Raw genomic sequence first — 17,038 nt, 5'->3', positions numbered from 1 at the left:
ACGCCGTACCCGCCCCCGGACCCGTCAGCAGCGAGCCGGAGAGCACCCCGACCGCCGCCGCACCGAAGGTCCTCCGAGTCAAACGCCCCATACTGCCTCCTCCTGACGACGACTCACCCGATCATCCCGGCCGGGTAGCGGCATGGCAACTCCGCGTGACGAAACGAGTGCGCCTCCGCTCGTGCCGTGCCACCCGCCTGACGCACCCCCTTATGCGAACACCGTTCGACAACTAGCATCCGCACACCTGGGAGCGCTCCCATCGACTGTTTCATCCCCTCACCGCCCACCTGGGCGGATCTGCCCGGAGAGGACGTATCGTGCCCGGAAGACGATCGGCCGGCGCCGCCCTGGCGGCGCTGGCACTGGCCGGAGGATTACTGACCGCCTCCATGAGCCCGGCCTCGGCCGACCCCGAGGCCCCGCCGGGGGGCATCGAGGTCTCGGCCGACAGCTACACCTGGAAGAACGTCCGGATCGACGGTGGCGGCTTCGTGCCCGGCATCGTCTTCAATCCCTCGGAGAAGGACCTGGTCTACGCCCGGACCGACATCGGCGGCGCCTACCGCTGGGACGAGGCCGGGAAGCGGTGGATACCGCTGCTGGACTCCGTCGGCTGGGACGACTGGGGTCACACGGGTGTCGCGTCCCTGGCCACCGACCCCGTCGACCCCGACAACGTGTACGTCGCCGTCGGCACCTACACCAACGACTGGGACCCGAACAACGGCGCGGTCATGCGCTCGTCGGACCGCGGAGCCACCTGGAAGAAGGCCGAACTGCCCTTCAAGCTCGGCGGGAACATGCCGGGCCGGGGCATGGGCGAGCGGCTGGCCGTCGACCCCAACGACAACCGCGTCCTCTACCTGGGCGCCCCCAGCGGCCACGGCCTGTGGCGCAGCACCGACTCCGGCGCCACCTGGTCCGAGGTGGAGAGCTTCCCCAACCCCGGCACCTACGTCCCCGACCCGGACAGCGACAACAGCTACCTGACGGACGAGGTCGGCGTCGTCTGGGTCACCTTCGACGAGCGCACCGGCAGCGCCGGAAGCCGGACCGGGACGATCTACGCCGGCGTCGCCGACAAGGGGGAGTCGGTCTACCGCTCCACCGACGGCGGCGCCACCTGGGAGGCCGTCCCCGGCCAGCCCACCGGCCACCTCCCCCACAAGGGCGTGCTGGACACCGACAACGGCCACCTCTACATCGCCACCTCCGACACCGGCGGCCCGTACGACGGCGCCAAGGGCCAGGTGTGGCGGTACGACACCGAGAGCGGCCGGTGGACGGACGTCAGCCCGGTGCCCGAGGCCGACACCTACTTCGGCTACAGCGGGCTGACGGTCGACCGCCAGAACCCCGGCACGGTCATGGTCACCGGCTACAGCTCCTGGTGGCCGGACACCCAGATCTTCCGCAGCACCGACAGCGGCGAGACCTGGACCGGCGCCTGGGAGTACGAGGGCTACCCCAACCGCTCGGACCGCTTCGCCATGGACGTCTCCTCAGTGCCCTGGCTGACCTTCGGCGGCAATCCCTCCCCGCCGGAGACGGCTCCGAAGCTGGGCTGGATGACCGAGTCCCTGGAGATCGACCCGTTCGACTCCGACCGGATGATGTACGGCACCGGGGCCACGATCTACGGCACCGAGGAGCTGACCTCCTGGGACCGCGACGAGACCTTCACCGTCAAACCGATGGTCGAGGGACTGGAGGAGACCGCGGTCAACGACCTGATCAGCCCGCCCTCCGGGGCCCCGCTGCTCAGCGGCATGCTCGACATCGGCGGCTTCCGGCACACCGACCTGGACCGGGTGCCGGAGCTGATGTACCAGTCGCCGTTCATGGAGGCCGTCTCCAGCCTGGACTACGCCGAGAAGGACCCGAACACGGTGGTCCGGGTCGGCAGCAGCGAGACCGGGCAGCACATCGCCTTCTCCACCGACAACGGCGCCAACTGGTTCGCCGGCAGCAGCCAGCCGTCCGGGGTGACCGGCGGCGGTACGGTGGCCGCGGCGGCCGACGCGAGCGGCTTCGTGTGGAGCCCTCAGGGCGCCGGCGTGCACCGCACCACCGGCTACGGCAGCTCCTGGTCGGCCTCGCGGGGCATCCCCGCGGGCGCTCGCGTCGAGGCGGACCGGGTGGACGCCGACACCTTCTACGGCTTCTCGGCCGGCACCTTCTACGTCAGCGGCGACGGCGGCGCCACCTTCACCGCCTCCGGCGCCGCCGGGCTGCCCGCCGAAGGCGACGTCCGCTTCAAGGCCGTGCCCGGCAAGGAGGGCCACATCTGGCTCGCGGGCGGCAGCGGCGACGCCTACGGGCTGTGGCGCTCCACCGACGGCGGGGAGAGCTTCGCCCGGATCGCGGGCGTCGAGGAGGCGGACACCATCGGCTTCGGCAAAGCCGCGCCGGACGCCTCGTACCCCGCCCTGTACAGCAGCGCGAAGATCGACGGGGTGCGGGGGATCTACCGCTCCGACGACGCCGGGGCGAGCTGGGTCCGGATCAACGACGACGCCCACCAGTGGGGCTGGACCGGCGCGGACATCACCGGCGACCCGCGGGTGTACGGGCGGGTCTACGTCGCCACCAACGGCCGCGGCATCGTCTACGGCGACAGCGCCGGGACGACCGACCCGACCGATCCGGAGGATCCGACCGATCCCGAGGACCCGGAGGACCCGGGGGATCCGGGGGACCCCGGTGACCCGGGCACCGCGCGGTGCGCCGTGGCCTACGAGGTCACCAACCAGTGGCAGGGCGGCTTCCAGGCCGACGTCACCGTGCGGAACACCGGCGACACGGCCGTCGACGGCTGGAAGGCGGTCTGGTCCTTCGCGGACGGCCAGAAGGTCGACCAGATGTGGAACGCCTCCTTCACCCAGAGCGGCGCGACGGTGACGGCCTCCTCGGTGGGCTGGAACGCGAGGCTGGAACCGGGCGCCTCGGCGTCCTTCGGCTTCACCGGTTCCTGGTCGGGCGCCAACGGCGTCCCCGACGCCTTCGAGGTCAACGGAGCGGCCTGCACGACAGGCTGACCACATGGACCGCCGTCCGGGCAGCCGTCCGGACGGCGGTCGGCCGGGGCCGCGAAGCCCCGGCCGACCGTTTCCCCGGCGCGACGCGGTAACGTCGGTCGGCGAGGCGCTGCGGCCGGAACCGTACGGGGGCGGCGTCACGGACCAGTGGATCAGCGAAAGGCACGATGTGACCGACATCGAACGCGTCGGAGTGGTTGGCTGCGGCCAGATGGGCTCGGGTATCGCCGAGGTCTGCGCGCGGGCCGGCCTGGACGTCATGGTCGCCGAGACCACCGGCGAAGCCCTGGAGATAGGCCGTACCCGGCTGGTGACCTCCCTGGACAAGGCCGCCGCACGAGGCAAGATCAGCGAGGCGGAGCGCGACGCCACCCTGGGGCGCCTCTCCTTCACCACCGACCTCGGCGAGTTCGCCGACCGCGATCTTGTGATCGAGGCGGTCGTGGAGAACGAGCAGATCAAGACCGAGATCTTCCAGATCCTCGACCAGGTGGTGACCAGCCCGGACGCGATCCTGGCCTCCAACACCTCCTCCATCCCGCTGGTGAAGCTGGCCGTGGCGACCTCCCGTCCGGACCGGGTGATCGGCATCCACTTCTTCAACCCCGCGCCGGTGCAGCGGCTGGTGGAGCTGATCCCGGCGCTGACCACCTCCGACGACACCATCGCGCGGGCCGAGACCGCGGTCGTCAAGCTGCTGGGCAAGCACGCCATCCGCGCCCAGGACCGCTCGGGCTTCGTGGTCAACGCGCTGCTGATCCCGTACCTGCTCTCGGCGATCCGGATGTTCGAGACGGGTATCGCCAGCCGCGAGGACATCGACAACGGCATGGAGATGGGCTGCGCGCACCCCATGGGGCCGCTCAAGCTCGCCGACCTCATCGGCCTGGACACCGTCGCCTCCGTCGCCCACTCGATGTACGAGGAGTACAAGGAACCGCTGTACGCCGCCCCGCCGCTGCTGCAGCGGATGGTCGACGCCGGCCGCCTGGGCCGCAAGACCGGCGCGGGCTTCTACACGTACTGAGACCCGCCTCCGTCCGGCACCGGCCGGTCGCGCGGAACGCCGACGGCGGGGCACCCCCTTCAAAAAGGGGGTGCCCCGCCGTCGGCGTTCCGCGTTCCCCGTCGCCGGGCCGGACGGACCGGCCGCGGCGGACGGGAGGCGGCCTACGCGCCGCGCAGCACCGCGCCGGTGCGCGCGACCGCCGCGGCCACCGCGGCCTCGCGGGCGGCCGTGGCCTCCTCGGCCGTCAGCGTGCGGTCGGGCGCGCGGAAGCGCAGGGCGTAGGCCAGGGACTTCTTCCCCTCACCGAGCTGCTCGCCGGTGAAGACGTCGAACAGCCGCAGCGACTCCAGCAGCTCGCCCGCGCCGTCGCGCAGCGCCGACTCGACCTCGGCCGCCGGGACGGAGGCGTCCACCACCAGGGCGACGTCCTGCGTGGCCACCGGGAAGGTGGACACGTGCGGGGCCTGCGGAACGCCCGAGGAGGCCCGCTCCAGCAGATCGAGGTCGATCTCCATGGCGCAGGTGCGGGCGGGCAGCTGCATCGCCTTGATCACACGCGGGTGCAGCTCGCCGGCGTGCCCGACCAGGGTGCGCTCGCCGCCGGCGCCCGCGTGCAGCGCGGCGCAGCGTCCCGGGTGCCAGGGAGCGTGCCGGTCGGCCTCCACCTCCAGCTCCACACCGGCCTCGCGGGCGACGGTGCGGGCCGCCTCGACCGCGTCGGCCCAGGTCGCCGGGCGGCCCTTGCCCCACCAGCCGGCCTGCTCGCGCGCCCCGGCCAGCACGACCGCGGCCCGGCGAGGCTGCGCGGGCAGCGCGGCGGTGAGGGAGGCGAGCTCCTCGTCGGTGGGGCGGCGGTCGACCGGCAGCCGGACGGCGGCGGCCTCCTGCCCGGTGGGCCGGAAGACCAGGCCGGTCTCGAAGAGCGCGAGCCCTCCTTGACCGTCCTGGGAGCCCCGGCCGTCGTTGCGGCGCAGCGCGGCGAGCAGGCCGGGCAGCAGCGTGGTGCGCAGCGCCGGCTCCTCGTCGGAGAGGGGGTTGACCAGCCGTACGGTGCGGCGGCGGGGGTCGCCCGCCTCCAGGCCGAGCCGGTCGAAGGCGGCGTCCCCGACGAACGGGTAGTTCGGCGCCTCGACGTATCCCGCTCCGGCCAGCGCCCGCCCGACCCTGCGGCGCAGCCGCTGCCGCTCGGTCAGACCGCGGCCCGAGGGCAGGCGCGGCAGGGTGGAGGGCAGGGCCTCGTAGCCCTCCAGCCGCATGACCTCCTCGGCCAGGTCGTTGGGGTCGGTCAGGTCCGGCCGCCACGAGGGCACGGTCACGGTCAGCTCGTCGGTGCCGTAGACGTCGCAGCCCACGTCCTGCAGCCGGCGCGCCACGGTCTCGCGGCCGTAGGCCACGCCCGCGACCCGGTCCGGGTGGTCGGCGCGCATCCTGATGGTGTGCGGGCCGCTGGGCGAGACGATCTCGGTCACGCCCGCCTCGGCGGTGCCGCCCGCCAGCAGGACCAGCAGGTCCACGGTGCGCTGGGCGGCGGCGGAGGCGGCCTGCGGGTCGACGCCGCGTTCGAAGCGCCTGGACGCCTCGGAGGACAGCTTGTGGCGGCGGGCGGTGCGGGCGATGGAGACCGGGTCGAAGTGCGCGGCCTCGATCACGACCTCGGTGGTGCCGGCCGTATCGCGGGCGTCGGCGATCTCGGTGTCGGCTCCGCCCATCACCCCGGCCAGGCCGATCGGACCGCTGTCGTCGGTGATGACCAGGTCCTCGGGGTGCAGCTCGCGCTTGGTGCCGTCGAGGGTGGTGAGCTTCTCCCCCGGCCGGGCCCGGCGCACGCCGATCGCCCCGCTGACGCGGGAGCGGTCGTAGGCGTGCAGGGGCTGGCCGAGTTCGAGCATCACGTAGTTGGTGATGTCCACGGCCAGCGAGATCGGGCGCATGCCGGCCTTCTGCAGCCGCCGCTGGAGCCAGATCGGGGAGCGGGCGTCGGGCCGCACACCGGTGACCGTGCGGGCGGTGAAGCGGTCGCAGCCGCGCCGGTCCTCGACCTTCACCGGGTGGCCGTGCTCGTTGGGCACGGGGACGTCCAGCAGCGCCGGGTCGCGCAGCGGCAGACCGTAGGCGGTGGCCGCCTCGCGGGCGACGCCGCGCATGGACAGGCAGTAGCCGCGGTCGGGCGTGACGGCGATGTCGAGGACCTCGTCGACCAGCTCCAGCAGCTCGATCGCGTCGGCGCCCACCTCGTGCTCGGGCGGGAGCACGATGATGCCCTCGTGGTCGTCGCTCATGCCCAGCTCACTGGCCGAGCAGATCATGCCCTCCGACAGCTTGCCGTAGGTCTTGCGGGCGCCGATCCGGAAGTCGCCGGGCAGCACGCCGCCGGGCAGGATCACCACGACCTTGTCGCCGACGGCGAAGTTGGTGGCGCCGCAGACGATGTTCTGCGGCTCGCCGGTGCCGTTGGCGTCGCCGACGTCGACCTGGCAGTAGCGGATCGGCTTCTTGAAGCCGGTCAGCTCCTCGATCGCCAGGACCCGGCCGACGACCAGCGGCCCGGTGATGTCGGCGCCGAGCCGCTCGACGGTCTCGACCTCCAGCCCGGCCGCGATCAGCTTCGCCGCGACGTCGCGGCCGGTCTCACCGGCCGGCAGGTCGACGTACTCCCGCAGCCACGAAAGCGGGACCCGCATCAGATCTCCATCCCGAACGGCCGGGTGAACCGGACGTCACCCTCGACCATGTCTCGCATGTCCTCGACGTTGTGGCGGAACATCAGCATCCGCTCGATACCGAACCCGAAGGCGAAGCCGCTGTAGCGCTCCGGGTCCACGCCGCAGGCGGTCAGCACCCGCGGGTTGACCATGCCGCAGCCGCCCAGCTCGATCCAGCCTTCGGAGGAGCAGGTGCGGCAGGGGCGGTCGGGGTTGCCGACGGACTCCCCGCGGCAGGCGAAGCACACCATGTCCATCTCGGCGGACGGCTCGGTGAAGGGGAAGTACGACGGGCGCAGCCTGGTGCGCAGGTCCTCCCCGAACAGGGACCTGACCATGTGGTCCAGGGTGCCCTTGAGGTCGGCCATGGTCAGGCCCTCGTCCACGGCGAGCAGCTCGACCTGGTGGAAGACCGGGGTGTGGGTCGCGTCCAGCTCGTCGGTGCGGTAGACCCGGCCGGGGCAGATCACGTACACCGGCGGCTTCCGCTCCAGCAGGGAGCGGATCTGCACCGGCGAGGTGTGGGTGCGCAGCACGACGCCCGACTCCCCCTCGCCGGAGCCGTCCGGGCCCTGGACGAAGAAGGTGTCCTGCATGGTGCGGGCCGGGTGGTCCGGGGCGATGTTGAGGGCGTCGAAGTTGAACCACTCGGCCTCGGCCTCGGGCCCCTCGGCGACCTCGTAGCCCATGGCCACGAAGACGTCCTCGATGCGCTCGGACAGCGTGGTCAGCGGGTGGCGGGCGCCCGCGGGGACGCGGTCGAAGGGCAGCGTGACGTCCACCGCCTCCTCGACCAGCACGCGCTCGTCGCGCTCGGCCTCCAGCTCCTCCTGGCGCCGCTTGAGGGCCTGGCCCACCGCGCCGCGCGCCTGGCCGACGCGCCGGCCGGCCTCGGCCTTGGCGTGCGGCGGCAGGGCGCCGATCTCGCGGTTGGCCAGCGCCAGCGGCGAGCGGTCGCCCGCGTGGGCGGCCTTCACCTCGCGCAGCGCCTCCAGATCGCCGGCGGCGGCGATCGCGGCGAGGGCCGCGTCCCGTGCCCGGTCGATCTCTTCCGGTTTCAGTGCCTCGACCTCTACGGGGTCGTACGACTTGTTGGGTGCGGACATCTCTTCCCGTGCTTTTCGGTTGGCCCGTGGTTTCGGTTGGTTGCTTCGCCCCGCTCCGGCGCTTCGGCACCCTTGTCTCTCGGCGGAGCCGGTTCCCGGGCCGCTCGAAGGTACCGGTTGTCGAGTCTACGGGGCGAGGAAGATCGCTACTGACCCGGAGGAGCCCGCGGGCACCCGCTCAGGCCATGAAGGCCGGGACGCCCGCGGGCAGGGTGAATCGGAACTCGGCGCCGCCCGCGGGCGAGCGGCCGACCGTGATCACCCCGCCGTGGGCCTCGACGATGCCCTTGACGATGTACAGGCCCAGACCGGTGCCGCCGCGTTTGCTGCCGCGCCAGAAGCGGGTGAAGACGCGGTTCATCGACTCCTCGGGGATGCCGGGACCCTCGTCGCTCACCGTGACCGCCGTTCCTTCGTCGCCCGTCTCCGTCCGTGCCGGTGCCACCTCTATGGTGACCGTCCCCGCACCGTGGCGCACGGCGTTTTCCAGCAGGTTGCCGAGCACCTGGTCGATCTTGTCGGGGTCGGCCCACAGCGGCGGGAGCGCGGTGGCGATCCTGCGGGCGAAGCGCTCCTCGGGGCGGCCCGCGGCGATGTGGGCCCGTATGTGCCGCTCCACGGCGGCGGCCATGTCGACGGGCTGGCGGTGGATCTCCAGCCGCCCGGAGTCGATGCGCGAGATGTCCAGCAGTTCGGTGATGAGCCGGGTGACGCGGTCGGCGTCGGCGTCCACCGTCTCCAGCATCAGCCGCTTCTGGTCGTCGGTGAACCTCTCCCACTTGGCCAGCAGCGTCGCGGTGAAGCCCTTCACCGAGGTCAGGGGCGAGCGCAGTTCGTGGGCGACGGTGGCGATCAGCTCGGCGTGGCTGCGCTCGGTGCGCCGGCGGGCCTCGGTGCCGCGCAGGGTGACCACCAGCCGCTGCACGGGGCCGGTGGGGCGGGCTCGGACGTACCGGGCGGAGACCAGGACCTCCCGGCCTCCGGGGAGTAAGAGGTTGCGTTCGGGCTGGCCGGTGCGGATGGCCAGACCCCCGTAGGGGTCGGTGACCTTCCACCAGCGCCGCCCCTCCAGGTCCTCCAGGGGCAGGACCTGCTCGACGGGGCGGCCCAGCGCGTCCTGGCGCGGCAGCGCGGTGATGCGGGCGGCGGCGGCGTTGAAGCAGACGACCCGGCCGCGGGCGTCGGCGACGACCAGCCCGTCGGGAAGGTCGTCGGGAAGCACCCCCGTGCCGTCGGGCCGCGGCGGCTCCTGTCGCGCGGGGCGGTCGCGGGACGCGCGGGTCACGCCGGGCGCCTCGGGCGGCCCGCCGCCCTGTGCGCCGGACGTCCTCACGTCCACTCCCGCTCACCCCCTTCGGTCCCCGGGGCCGCCACCCTACTAGCTCGGGGTGACGCTGCGGCACCCTCCGGGTGCGCGCTGCGCACGGGCCGAGGCGTAGAGGCACACCGCCGCGGCGGTCGCGAGGTTCAGGCTCTCCGCGCGTCCGTGGATGGGCACGCGCACCACCTCGTCGGCCAGGGCGCGGGTCTCCTCGGGCAGCCCCCAGGCCTCGTTGCCGAAGACCCAGGCGGTGGGGCCGCCCATGCGGCCCTCGTCCAGTTCGGTGTCCAGGTCGTGCTCGCCCGCGCCGTCGGCGGCCAGCACTCGCACACCGGCCTCGCGCAGCCCGGCCACGGCCCGCTCGACGGGGACGCCGACCGCGACGGGGAGGTGGAAGAGGCTGCCGGCCGAGGCCCGCACCGACTTGGGGTTGTACAGGTCCACCGAGGCGTCGGTGAGCACCACCGCGTCGGCGCCGGCCGCGTCCGCGCAGCGCAGCACCGTCCCGGCGTTCCCGGGGTCGCGCACGTTGGCCAGGACGGCGACCAGCCTGGGGCGGGCGGCCAGCACCCGGTCGAAGGGCAGGTCGAGGAAGCGGCAGATCCCGACCAGCCCCTGCGGGGTGACGGTCTGCGACAGCTCCGCGATCACCTCGTCGGTGGCGGTGCGGACGCGGGCCCCGGCGGCGCGGGCGGCGGCGACGATGTCGGCGTGCCGCTCGGCGGCCTCGGGGGTGGTGAACAGCTCGGTGAGCGTGGACTCACCGCCGCTGCGGTGGCCGGCGGCCTCGCGTACGGCCTGGGGTCCTTCGGCGAGGAAGCGGCGCTCCTTGCCGCGGGTGTTGCGGCGGGCCAGCCGCCGGACGGCGGTGACGCGCGGGGAGCGCGGGGAGGTCAGTTCCGGGACGGCGGCCATGGCGCGGCGTTCTCGCTTCTCGGGTGTCTCGGGGCTTCTCGGCGGGCGGAAGGACTGTACGGCCGGGCGGGCCGGGGCAAACGACCGGACCCGCGGGCTCGATGGCCCGCGGGTCCGGTGACGTCCCGTGCCGTCGTCAGGCGGCCTTGGGGGCGTTGACGTCGCTCGGCAGCGCCTTCTGGGCCACCTCGACCAGCGCGGCGAACGCGTTCGGGTCGTTGACCGCGAGGTCGGCCAGGATCTTGCGGTCCACCTCGACCTCGGCGGCCTTCAGGCCCTGGATGAAGCGGTTGTAGGTCATGCCGTTGGCGCGGGCGCCGGCGTTGATCCGCTGGATCCACAGCTGCCGGAAGTCGCCCTTGCGGCGCTTGCGGTCGTTGTAGTTGTAGACGAGGGAGTGGGTGACCTGCTCCTTCGCCTTGCGGTACAGGCGGGAGCGCTGGCCGCGGTAGCCGCTGGCCTGCTCGAGGATCGCCCGGCGCTTCTTGTGGGCGTTGACCGCCCGCTTGACGCGTGCCACGTGAATTACTCCTTGTCGCGGGGCCGGTGTGGTGGTCCGGCTGCCGTGCTACGGCGCCGTCGGCCCGAAGGTTCGATTGGGTCCCGGTGTCCGGTGTCCTGCGCCCGGCCGATCACGGGGAGCGGCGGGCGGCGGGCTCACTTGCCGAGAAGCTTCTTGATCTTCTTGGCGTCGACCGGAGCCATCTCGGTCTTGCCCGCAAGGCGGCGCGTCAGCGTGGACGGCTTGTGCTCGAGAAGGTGGCGGCGGCCGGCGCGCTGGCGCATCACCTTGCCGGAGCCGGTGATCTTGAAGCGCTTGCTCGCACCACTGTGCGTCTTGTTCTTCGGCATGTCGCCGTTCTCTCCTCGTCGGTGGCGCCGCCGTGGCCGGCCGTGGGCCGGCATGCGGCAGCGTCAGCTGTTTCGGTTGCTGTCCGGGCCCGGGAGGGCCCGTGCGATCCGGCGGCCGGCTCCGCGGCCGCCGGGTCATGCCTCGGCGCGTTCCTCGGCAGGGGCCGCGTTCCCCTGCTGCTGGCGCTCCGCCTTGCGGGCGGCCTGCGCCTCACGGGCTTCGGCCATCGCCTCGGTCTTCTTCTTGTGCGGACCGAGAACCATGATCATGTTCCGGCCGTCCTGCTTGGGGTTCGACTCGACGAAGCCCAGGTCCTGGACGTCCTCCGCGAGGCGCTGGAGCAGCCGGTAGCCAAGCTCGGGACGGGACTGCTCACGACCGCGGAACATGATCGTGATCTTGACCTTGTCCCCCTGCTTGAGGAACCGGACGACGTGACCCTTCTTGGTGTCGTAGTCGTGCGGATCGATCTTCGGCCGGAGCTTCATCTCCTTGATGACCGTGTGCGCCTGGTTCTTGCGCGCCTCACGGGCCTTCATGGCCGACTCGTACTTGAACTTTCCGTAGTCCATGAGCTTGCACACCGGCGGACGGGCGTTCGCCGCGACCTCGACCAGGTCGAGGTCGTACTCCTGGGCAAGCTCCAGGGCCTTGGCAAGCGGCACGATGCCGACCTGCTCGCCACTGGGACCGACGAGTCGCACCTCGGGGACGCGAATCCGGTCGTTGATGCGGGGCTCGGCGCTGATGGGGCCTCCTCGGTTGCGCCACGCGGATGCCTGGCGGACAGCCGCGCACGGTTGCGTTCGGTACGACCACCGAACCGGAACGCGAAAACGCCCCGGACGGGACGCAGGCGGGGCTCCTCATTGACCGGGAGCACCGCCGCGGTACACCGCGGGGCGCAGCCTGACCTGTGACCCGCCGACCCGGAGGTCGGTCGGGTGGGAGCTTCGGAGCCTCCACTTGCGGGCCGGAACGCGCTCCGCGCGGATCGCTCGGGCGGGTCGTCTGGACGATCCGTTCGGGTGATCGCGGCGGGAGTGCCGTCCGGCCGGTCGATATCCCAGCATAGCAGGGCCGGGGGGAACTTCCTCCCCGGGCGTCGTACGCGCGCGCGACGGGCGGAGCCTAGGCTGGAGCGCACCCGACCAGCAGGAAGCGGAGAACGATGAGCGACGACAGCGGCACCCCCACCCCCTCCCCCGGCGCCGCCGGAGGGGCCGCAGGGGCGGCCGACTTCGAGACGATGACCCGCGACATCGCGGACGTGCCCGCGGTCGAGGTGATCACCACGGTCGCGGTCCACCTGATGAGCTCGGCCGCGGTCAACCTCGGCCTGGCCGAGGGCGGCGAGGACCACAAGGACCTGGACGAGGCACGCAAGCTGATCCAGGCGCTGGCCGGGCTGGTGACCGCCGCGGCCACCGAGATCGGCTCCTACCACGCCGCTCCGCTGCGCGACGGGCTGAAGTCGCTCCAGCTCGCCTTCCGCGAGGCGTCGGCGGTGCCGGACGAGCCGGGCCAGGGGCCGGGCGAGAAGTTCACCGGCCCGGTCATCGGCTGAGGCCGGGGCGCCGGCTCCGGCCGTCCGGTCCCTCCCGGCCGCCCGGTCGCGGCCGCCCGGTCGCGGTCGTACGTCAGTCGCGGTCGTACAGCGGGCGCCCCGGCAGGGCCCCCTCCGGCGGCAGCAGGGCCAGATCCAGACCGCGCACCAGACGCGCGCGGAGCGTCTCGTCCGCCGCGAGCGCGGCGGCCACCCGCCCGGCGGTCTCGCGCGGCGGCGCGTCCGGGTCCAGGCGCAGGGCCAGTACGCCGTCGGTGCCGCGGCCGGGCCCCAGCCGGGCGGCGCTCACCGCGGGCTCGGCGGCCAGCACCGTGCGCAGCGCCCCGGTGACGGCCGGGTCCTCCAGCGGGTCGGCGGCCTCCGTGCGCCCCTCGGCGAGGGCCAGCAGCGCGGGGCCGGTGAGCTGGTAGGTCACCGGCCCGGCGAGATCCAGTACGAGGGTGTCGGCGCCCTCCTGGGCGAGGGCCTGGAGTGCCTGGCGCAGGGGAACGGCGACCGGGCGGGCCTCGGGGCGCCATCGGGCCAGGCTGTCGGTGGAGGTGAAGGCCGGCAGGGCCTTGCGTCCGCCCGGCGCGTTGAGCGTGGGCACCGCCATGTCGCTGGTCTTCTCCCGGCGCAGACCGTCCTCGCCGGTCTCCACCTCGCCGAGGACGGCGACCACCGGCACCAGCAGCCGGGCATTCGCCAGGGCGGCCAGCACCTCCGGCTCGGCGGTGCGGTCCTGTGCCCAGGCGGCCAGCGCCCGGGCGAGTGCGGGGTCGGCCGAGCCGTCGTCACCGGAGAAGCCGGGGTCGGGGATGTTCTTGAGCGCCACGCCTCGAGGGTATCCGCCCGGATCAGGCGGCCCGTCCCCCGGTCCGCTCCCCCTGCCGCTCCGCCGGCCGGTCACCCCGGTACAGCAGTACGGCGCAGAGCACCAACAGCAGGCCGGCGACCGCGGCGGCGGGCGCCAGCCGGCCGCCGTACCCGCGCTCGGGGGCCGGGCCGACTCCGAAGTACTCCTTCGGATACGCCTCGGCCACCGGCCGCTGCGGCCGCGGCTCGACCTTCGTGCCCAGCTCGATGGCGGCGGCCGGGTCGACGATGCCGCTGCCCAGATCGTCGCTGCGCCCGCCGGGCGGGGTGTTCCGGGCGGTCTGCGCGATCAGCTCCTTGACCTGCGCCGGGCTGAGATCGGGGTGGGCGGCCCGCACCAGGGCCACGCAGCCGGAGACGAAGGCGGCCGCGGCGCTGGTCCCCCAGCCCTCGTAGTACTCCCGGTCGGGGTAGGTGATGATCACATCGTGGCCGGGGGCGCTGACGGTCGCGTACCAGCGGCGCGTGGAGAAGGGGGCGCGCCGGCCGGTGCGGTCCACGGCGGTCACGGCGATCACACCGGGGTAGGCGGCCGGATAGGAGGCCCGGTCACCGTCCTCCCCGCCGTTGCCGGCAGAGGCGACCACCACCGAGCCCTTGCCCAGCGCGTAGCGGACGGCGGCGTCCTCGGCCGGGTCGGGGTGGGCGGAGGCGCTGTCGTCGCCCAGGGAGAGGTTGATGACGTCGGCGCCCTGGTCGGCGGCCCAGCGGATGCCCTCGGCCAGTGCCTCGCCGCGCTCCTCACGGGCCTTCTTCCGCTGCGGGTCGTCGTCCTCCAGCAGGACGCGCACGGGCAGGATCCGCGCCTCGGGGGCGACTCCGAGGACGCCTTCGGAGTCGCCGGGGCCGTGGCCGCGTCCGGCGATGATCCCGGCCATCGCGGTGCCGTGCCGGGCCCAGTACTCGTCGCCCCGGCGGGCCCCGAAGCCGATGAGGTCCTTGCCCTTCAGCACCCGTCCGTGCAGGTCGGGGTGGCCGGCGTCGACGCCGGTGTCGAGCACGGCGACGGTGATGCCCTGGCCTCTGGTGGTGTTCCAGGCGTCGCGCGCGCCCACCGCGTCCAGGCCCCACTGCCGGTCGCGCACCTCGTCGGCGTGCGCGGCGGGCGCGGTCAGCAGGAGGGAGGCGCAGAGCACCGCGAACGCCGACAGCGCGGAGACCAGTCCGGCGGCGCGGCGGGTGCGGCGGGCGTGCGGGGGGTTCGCGGTGGCGGGGAGACCCGTCGTGTTCATCGGTCCTGTCCGGTTCCCTGGGCGACGATGTGGCGCAGGCCGCGCTCGATGCGGTCGGCGATACCACGGGCGTCGTGGCCGAGGCCCGCCTGGGCGGGTGCGGTGGTCTGGTCCTCCAGTACGGCCTCGGAGGCCGGCTGCGGTTCGCCGACGGTACGGCCGTCGGCGAAGCCGGAGACGGTGTAGACCACCACGGGGGCGTCGGTGAGCGGCCGGACCGTCCAGCTGGCGCGCTGGGCGTCGCCGAATCGGGCCGCGGCGGTGCCGCGTGCCGCGTAGGGGCGGGGCATCAGATCGGCGCGCAGTTCGAGGTCCTCCTCGTCGAACCGCTCGCGCAGGGCCCGCATGCCCTTCTCGTCGGTCTCGGTGAACAGCAGCCCGACCGTGGTGACGCCGCTGCCGGTCTCGTCCGCGTACGTGGCGCGCAGCAGCCGCTCGCAGCCGGCCGGTGAGAGGACCCCGGCCAGCGAGGGGTCGAAGGCGTTGCGGCAGTCGGCGTCGGGGGCGACCGCCACCCGGGTCCAGCGCCGGTCGGCGCGTCCCGGTCCGGCACCCCGGCCGCGCAGGGAGCGGGGGAAGATCGTGTCGACGGGTATCTCGCGCCACAGCGAGCGCGTCTCGGCGTAGTCGGCCGCGGGGCGCTCGCCGGAGTCGCCGGTGAGCCAGACCCCGGCGGCGGCTCCGCCCAGCAGCCCGAGGCCCAGAACGAGGCAGACGGCCGCGGCGGCGGTGCGGACCGGCCCGCGCACGCGCCGCCCCGGCTCCGGGGCGGCGGCCGGCGCGTCCGGGTACACCAGGGGTGCGTCGAACCGCGGTGGCGGCGGCCCCGTCGCTATCGGGGGCGCGGCGGCCGCGACCCGGGGAGTTCCCGGCGGCACGGCGGGCCGCGGTGGGACGACGGGTGGGAGCGGAGCCCGGACCGGGTCGGCCTCAGTGCTCACCGGCACCCCCTCGTGTTCTGTGCCGCCCCGTCGAGTCCCTTTCGGGGCAGGCCGGTTGGTATCGGGACATCACACCGCTGACCAGCGGTCGGCGGTGGTGTGCGCGTCACTCTACGTGGATCCGGCACGGTGGCGGCAACCCGCGTCCCGGCCTCCGCGAGGGGCTCCGGTCCCGTGCGCGGGACCGAGCCGCCGCCACCGGGTCTGTCCCCGGCCCGGTGGACTCTGGCAAGCTGCCGGGGTGTTCGACACGACCGCTGACCACGCAGCCGACCGGGCCCGCTACGACCGGGCCACCGCCCATCTCGACGCGCCGCTCGCCGTCGTCGATCTGGCGGCGTTCGACGCCAACGCCGCCGACCTGGTGCGCCGCGCCGGCGGCAAGCCCGTGCGCGTGGCCAGCAAGTCCGTGCGCTGCCGCGCCCTGCTGGAGCGCGCGCTGGCGCGGGACGGGTTCGCCGGCGTCATGAGCTTCACGCTCGCCGAATCCCTGTGGCTGGCCCGCTGCGGCTTCGACGACGTCCTGCTCGCCTATCCGTCGGCGGACCGGGCCGGTTACGCCGAGCTGGCCTCGGACCCGAAGCTGGCCGCGGCCGTGACGGTGATGGTCGACGACCCCGCGCAGCTCGCCCTGATCGACGCCGCCCGCGGCGGTGGACGCCAGGAGATACGGGTCTGTCTGGAGCTGGACGCCTCGCTGTGGCTGCTGGGGGGCCGGGTGCGGATCGGCGCGCGGCGCTCGCCGCTGCACTCCCCCGCCCAACTGGCCGAGCTGGCCCGGTCGGTGGCGCGCCGGCCCGGTTTCCGGCTGGTGGGCCTGATGGCGTACGAGGGGCACATCGCGGGCGTGGGCGACGCTCCGCCCGGGCGCCCGCTGCGCGCGCGGGCGGTGAGGCTGATGCAGTCGGCCGCGCGGCGCGAGCTGGTCCAGCGGCGCGCGACGGCGGTGCGCGCGGTGCGGGCGGTGGCGCCGGACCTGGAGTTCGTCAACGGCGGCGGGACCGGGAGCGTGCAGCACACCGCCGCCGAGGAGGCGGTCACCGAGATCGCCGCGGGTTCGGGGCTGCTGATGCCCCGCCTGTTCGACCACTACACCTCGTTCTCCGGCCGCCCCGCGGCTCTGTTCGCGCAGCCGGTGGTGCGGCGGCCCGGGGTGGGTGTGGTGACGGTGCTCGGCGGCGGCTATCCGGCCTCCGGCGCGGCGGGCCGGGACCGGCTGCCGGTGCCGTATCTGCCGTCCGGGCTGCGCTACGACCCGGCGGAGGGGCCGGGCGAGGTGCAGACGCCGCTGCTCGGACCGCCCGCCGACGACCTGCTGATCGGCGACAAGGTGTGGTTCCGGCACGCCAAGGCCGGGGAGCTGTGCGAGCGTTTCGCGGCACTGCACCTGATCGAGGGCGACCGGGTGGCGGCGACGGTGCCGACCTACCGCGGTGAGGGCCGCACCTTCCTCTGAGCCTCCGCCGGCTCCACCGGCCCCCGCCCCGGTCCTCCCG

Annotated in this window: 14 protein-coding genes; 4 read left to right on the top strand and 10 right to left on the bottom strand. The window is 73.9% G+C overall.

The annotated features are described in order from the left end of the window. The first annotated feature begins 320 nt into the window (after positions 1 to 320). Together L7D48_RS13710 and L7D48_RS13705 are read left to right on the top strand one after the other, a co-directional pair. Positions 321 to 3,041 (top strand): cellulose binding domain-containing protein, encoded by a 2,721-nt coding sequence (locus L7D48_RS13710; protein WP_374492174.1) that lies wholly within the window; start codon positions 321 to 323, stop codon positions 3,039 to 3,041. Between the two features lie 169 nt (positions 3,042 to 3,210). Next, the gene (locus L7D48_RS13705) at positions 3,211 to 4,068 is read left to right on the top strand and encodes a 3-hydroxybutyryl-CoA dehydrogenase (protein ID WP_237879709.1); all 858 of its coding nucleotides are present in this window, start codon (positions 3,211 to 3,213) and stop codon (positions 4,066 to 4,068) included. A gap of 143 nt (positions 4,069 to 4,211) precedes the next feature. Here the strand turns inward: L7D48_RS13705 and pheT are convergent, their stop codons facing one another. From pheT to infC, 7 genes are all read right to left on the bottom strand, one after another. Next, positions 4,212 to 6,731 carry a phenylalanine--tRNA ligase subunit beta gene (gene pheT / locus L7D48_RS13700; RefSeq protein WP_237879708.1) on the bottom strand — a complete coding sequence of 840 codons (2,520 nt, stop codon included), beginning with the start codon at positions 6,729 to 6,731 and terminating at the stop codon, positions 4,212 to 4,214. Beyond that, a complete protein-coding gene (pheS, locus tag L7D48_RS13695) occupies positions 6,731 to 7,858 on the bottom strand; it encodes a phenylalanine--tRNA ligase subunit alpha (RefSeq protein ID WP_237879707.1) in 1,128 nt (375 codons plus the stop codon). Before pheS ends, pheT begins: the two co-directional genes overlap by 1 nt. 178 nt (positions 7,859 to 8,036) lie before the next feature. After that, on the bottom strand, positions 8,037 to 9,143 hold the full coding sequence (locus tag L7D48_RS13690; protein ID WP_237879710.1) for an ATP-binding protein: 1,107 nt from the start codon (positions 9,141 to 9,143) through the stop codon (positions 8,037 to 8,039). A gap of 93 nt (positions 9,144 to 9,236) precedes the next feature. Beyond that, positions 9,237 to 10,094 (bottom strand): RNA methyltransferase, encoded by an 858-nt coding sequence (locus tag L7D48_RS13685; RefSeq protein WP_237879706.1) that lies wholly within the window; start codon positions 10,092 to 10,094, stop codon positions 9,237 to 9,239. Positions 10,095 to 10,230: 136 nt separating this feature from the next. Further along, a complete protein-coding gene (gene rplT / locus L7D48_RS13680; RefSeq protein ID WP_093662401.1) occupies positions 10,231 to 10,614 on the bottom strand; it encodes a 50S ribosomal protein L20 in 384 nt (127 codons plus the stop codon). Positions 10,615 to 10,751: 137 nt separating this feature from the next. Further along, positions 10,752 to 10,946 carry a 50S ribosomal protein L35 gene (gene rpmI / locus L7D48_RS13675; RefSeq protein WP_237879705.1) on the bottom strand — a complete coding sequence of 65 codons (195 nt, stop codon included), beginning with the start codon at positions 10,944 to 10,946 and terminating at the stop codon, positions 10,752 to 10,754. A 135-nt stretch (positions 10,947 to 11,081) separates the two neighbouring features. Next, positions 11,082 to 11,696, bottom strand: a complete 615-nt coding sequence (gene infC / locus L7D48_RS13670; protein WP_093662397.1) for a translation initiation factor IF-3 — start codon at positions 11,694 to 11,696, stop codon at positions 11,082 to 11,084. 422 nt (positions 11,697 to 12,118) lie between these two features. Between infC and L7D48_RS13665 the strand changes: the two genes are divergently transcribed. Continuing rightward, on the top strand, positions 12,119 to 12,514 hold the full coding sequence (locus L7D48_RS13665) for a DUF1844 domain-containing protein (protein WP_237879704.1): 396 nt from the start codon (positions 12,119 to 12,121) through the stop codon (positions 12,512 to 12,514). 73 nt (positions 12,515 to 12,587) lie between these two features. On the opposite strand, the gene L7D48_RS13660 is transcribed toward L7D48_RS13665, so the two are convergent. The 3 genes from L7D48_RS13660 to L7D48_RS13650 are packed head-to-tail and all read right to left on the bottom strand — an operon-like array spanning position 12,588 to position 15,395. Beyond that, the gene (locus L7D48_RS13660; RefSeq protein ID WP_237879703.1) at positions 12,588 to 13,328 is read right to left on the bottom strand and encodes an SseB family protein; all 741 of its coding nucleotides are present in this window, start codon (positions 13,326 to 13,328) and stop codon (positions 12,588 to 12,590) included. A 22-nt stretch (positions 13,329 to 13,350) separates the two neighbouring features. Beyond that, positions 13,351 to 14,601 carry a type VII secretion-associated serine protease mycosin gene (gene mycP, locus L7D48_RS13655; protein WP_237879702.1) on the bottom strand — a complete coding sequence of 417 codons (1,251 nt, stop codon included), beginning with the start codon at positions 14,599 to 14,601 and terminating at the stop codon, positions 13,351 to 13,353. Continuing rightward, positions 14,598 to 15,395, bottom strand: coding sequence for a hypothetical protein (locus L7D48_RS13650; RefSeq protein WP_237879701.1), 798 nt, complete (start codon positions 15,393 to 15,395; stop codon positions 14,598 to 14,600). Before L7D48_RS13650 ends, mycP begins: the two co-directional genes overlap by 4 nt. A gap of 388 nt (positions 15,396 to 15,783) precedes the next feature. On the opposite strand from L7D48_RS13650, the gene L7D48_RS13645 reads away from it, so the two are divergent. Beyond that, positions 15,784 to 16,998, top strand: a complete 1,215-nt coding sequence (locus L7D48_RS13645) for an amino acid deaminase/aldolase (protein WP_237879700.1) — start codon at positions 15,784 to 15,786, stop codon at positions 16,996 to 16,998. The last annotated feature ends 40 nt before the right edge of the window (positions 16,999 to 17,038 follow it).

This window comes from Streptomyces sp. ICN903 (genome assembly GCF_022015835.1).
Classification (GTDB): Bacteria; Actinomycetota; Actinomycetes; order Streptomycetales; family Streptomycetaceae; genus Streptomyces; species Streptomyces fenghuangensis.
This window is presented reverse-complemented; position numbering and strand designations above follow the sequence as displayed.

Excerpts from the sequence above, each read along its gene's own strand:
- pheT (WP_237879708.1), bottom strand. The coding sequence starts at position 6,731 with ATGCGGGTCCCGCTTTCGTGGCTGCGGGAGTACGTCGACCTGCCGGCC.
- pheS (WP_237879707.1), bottom strand. The coding sequence starts at position 7,858 with ATGTCCGCACCCAACAAGTCGTACGACCCCGTAGAGGTCGAGGCACTG.
- L7D48_RS13685 (WP_237879706.1), bottom strand. The coding sequence starts at position 10,094 with ATGGCCGCCGTCCCGGAACTGACCTCCCCGCGCTCCCCGCGCGTCACC.
- rpmI (WP_237879705.1), bottom strand. The coding sequence starts at position 10,946 with ATGCCGAAGAACAAGACGCACAGTGGTGCGAGCAAGCGCTTCAAGATC.
- L7D48_RS13665 (WP_237879704.1), top strand. The coding sequence starts at position 12,119 with ATGAGCGACGACAGCGGCACCCCCACCCCCTCCCCCGGCGCCGCCGGA.
- mycP (WP_237879702.1), bottom strand. The coding sequence starts at position 14,601 with ATGAACACGACGGGTCTCCCCGCCACCGCGAACCCCCCGCACGCCCGC.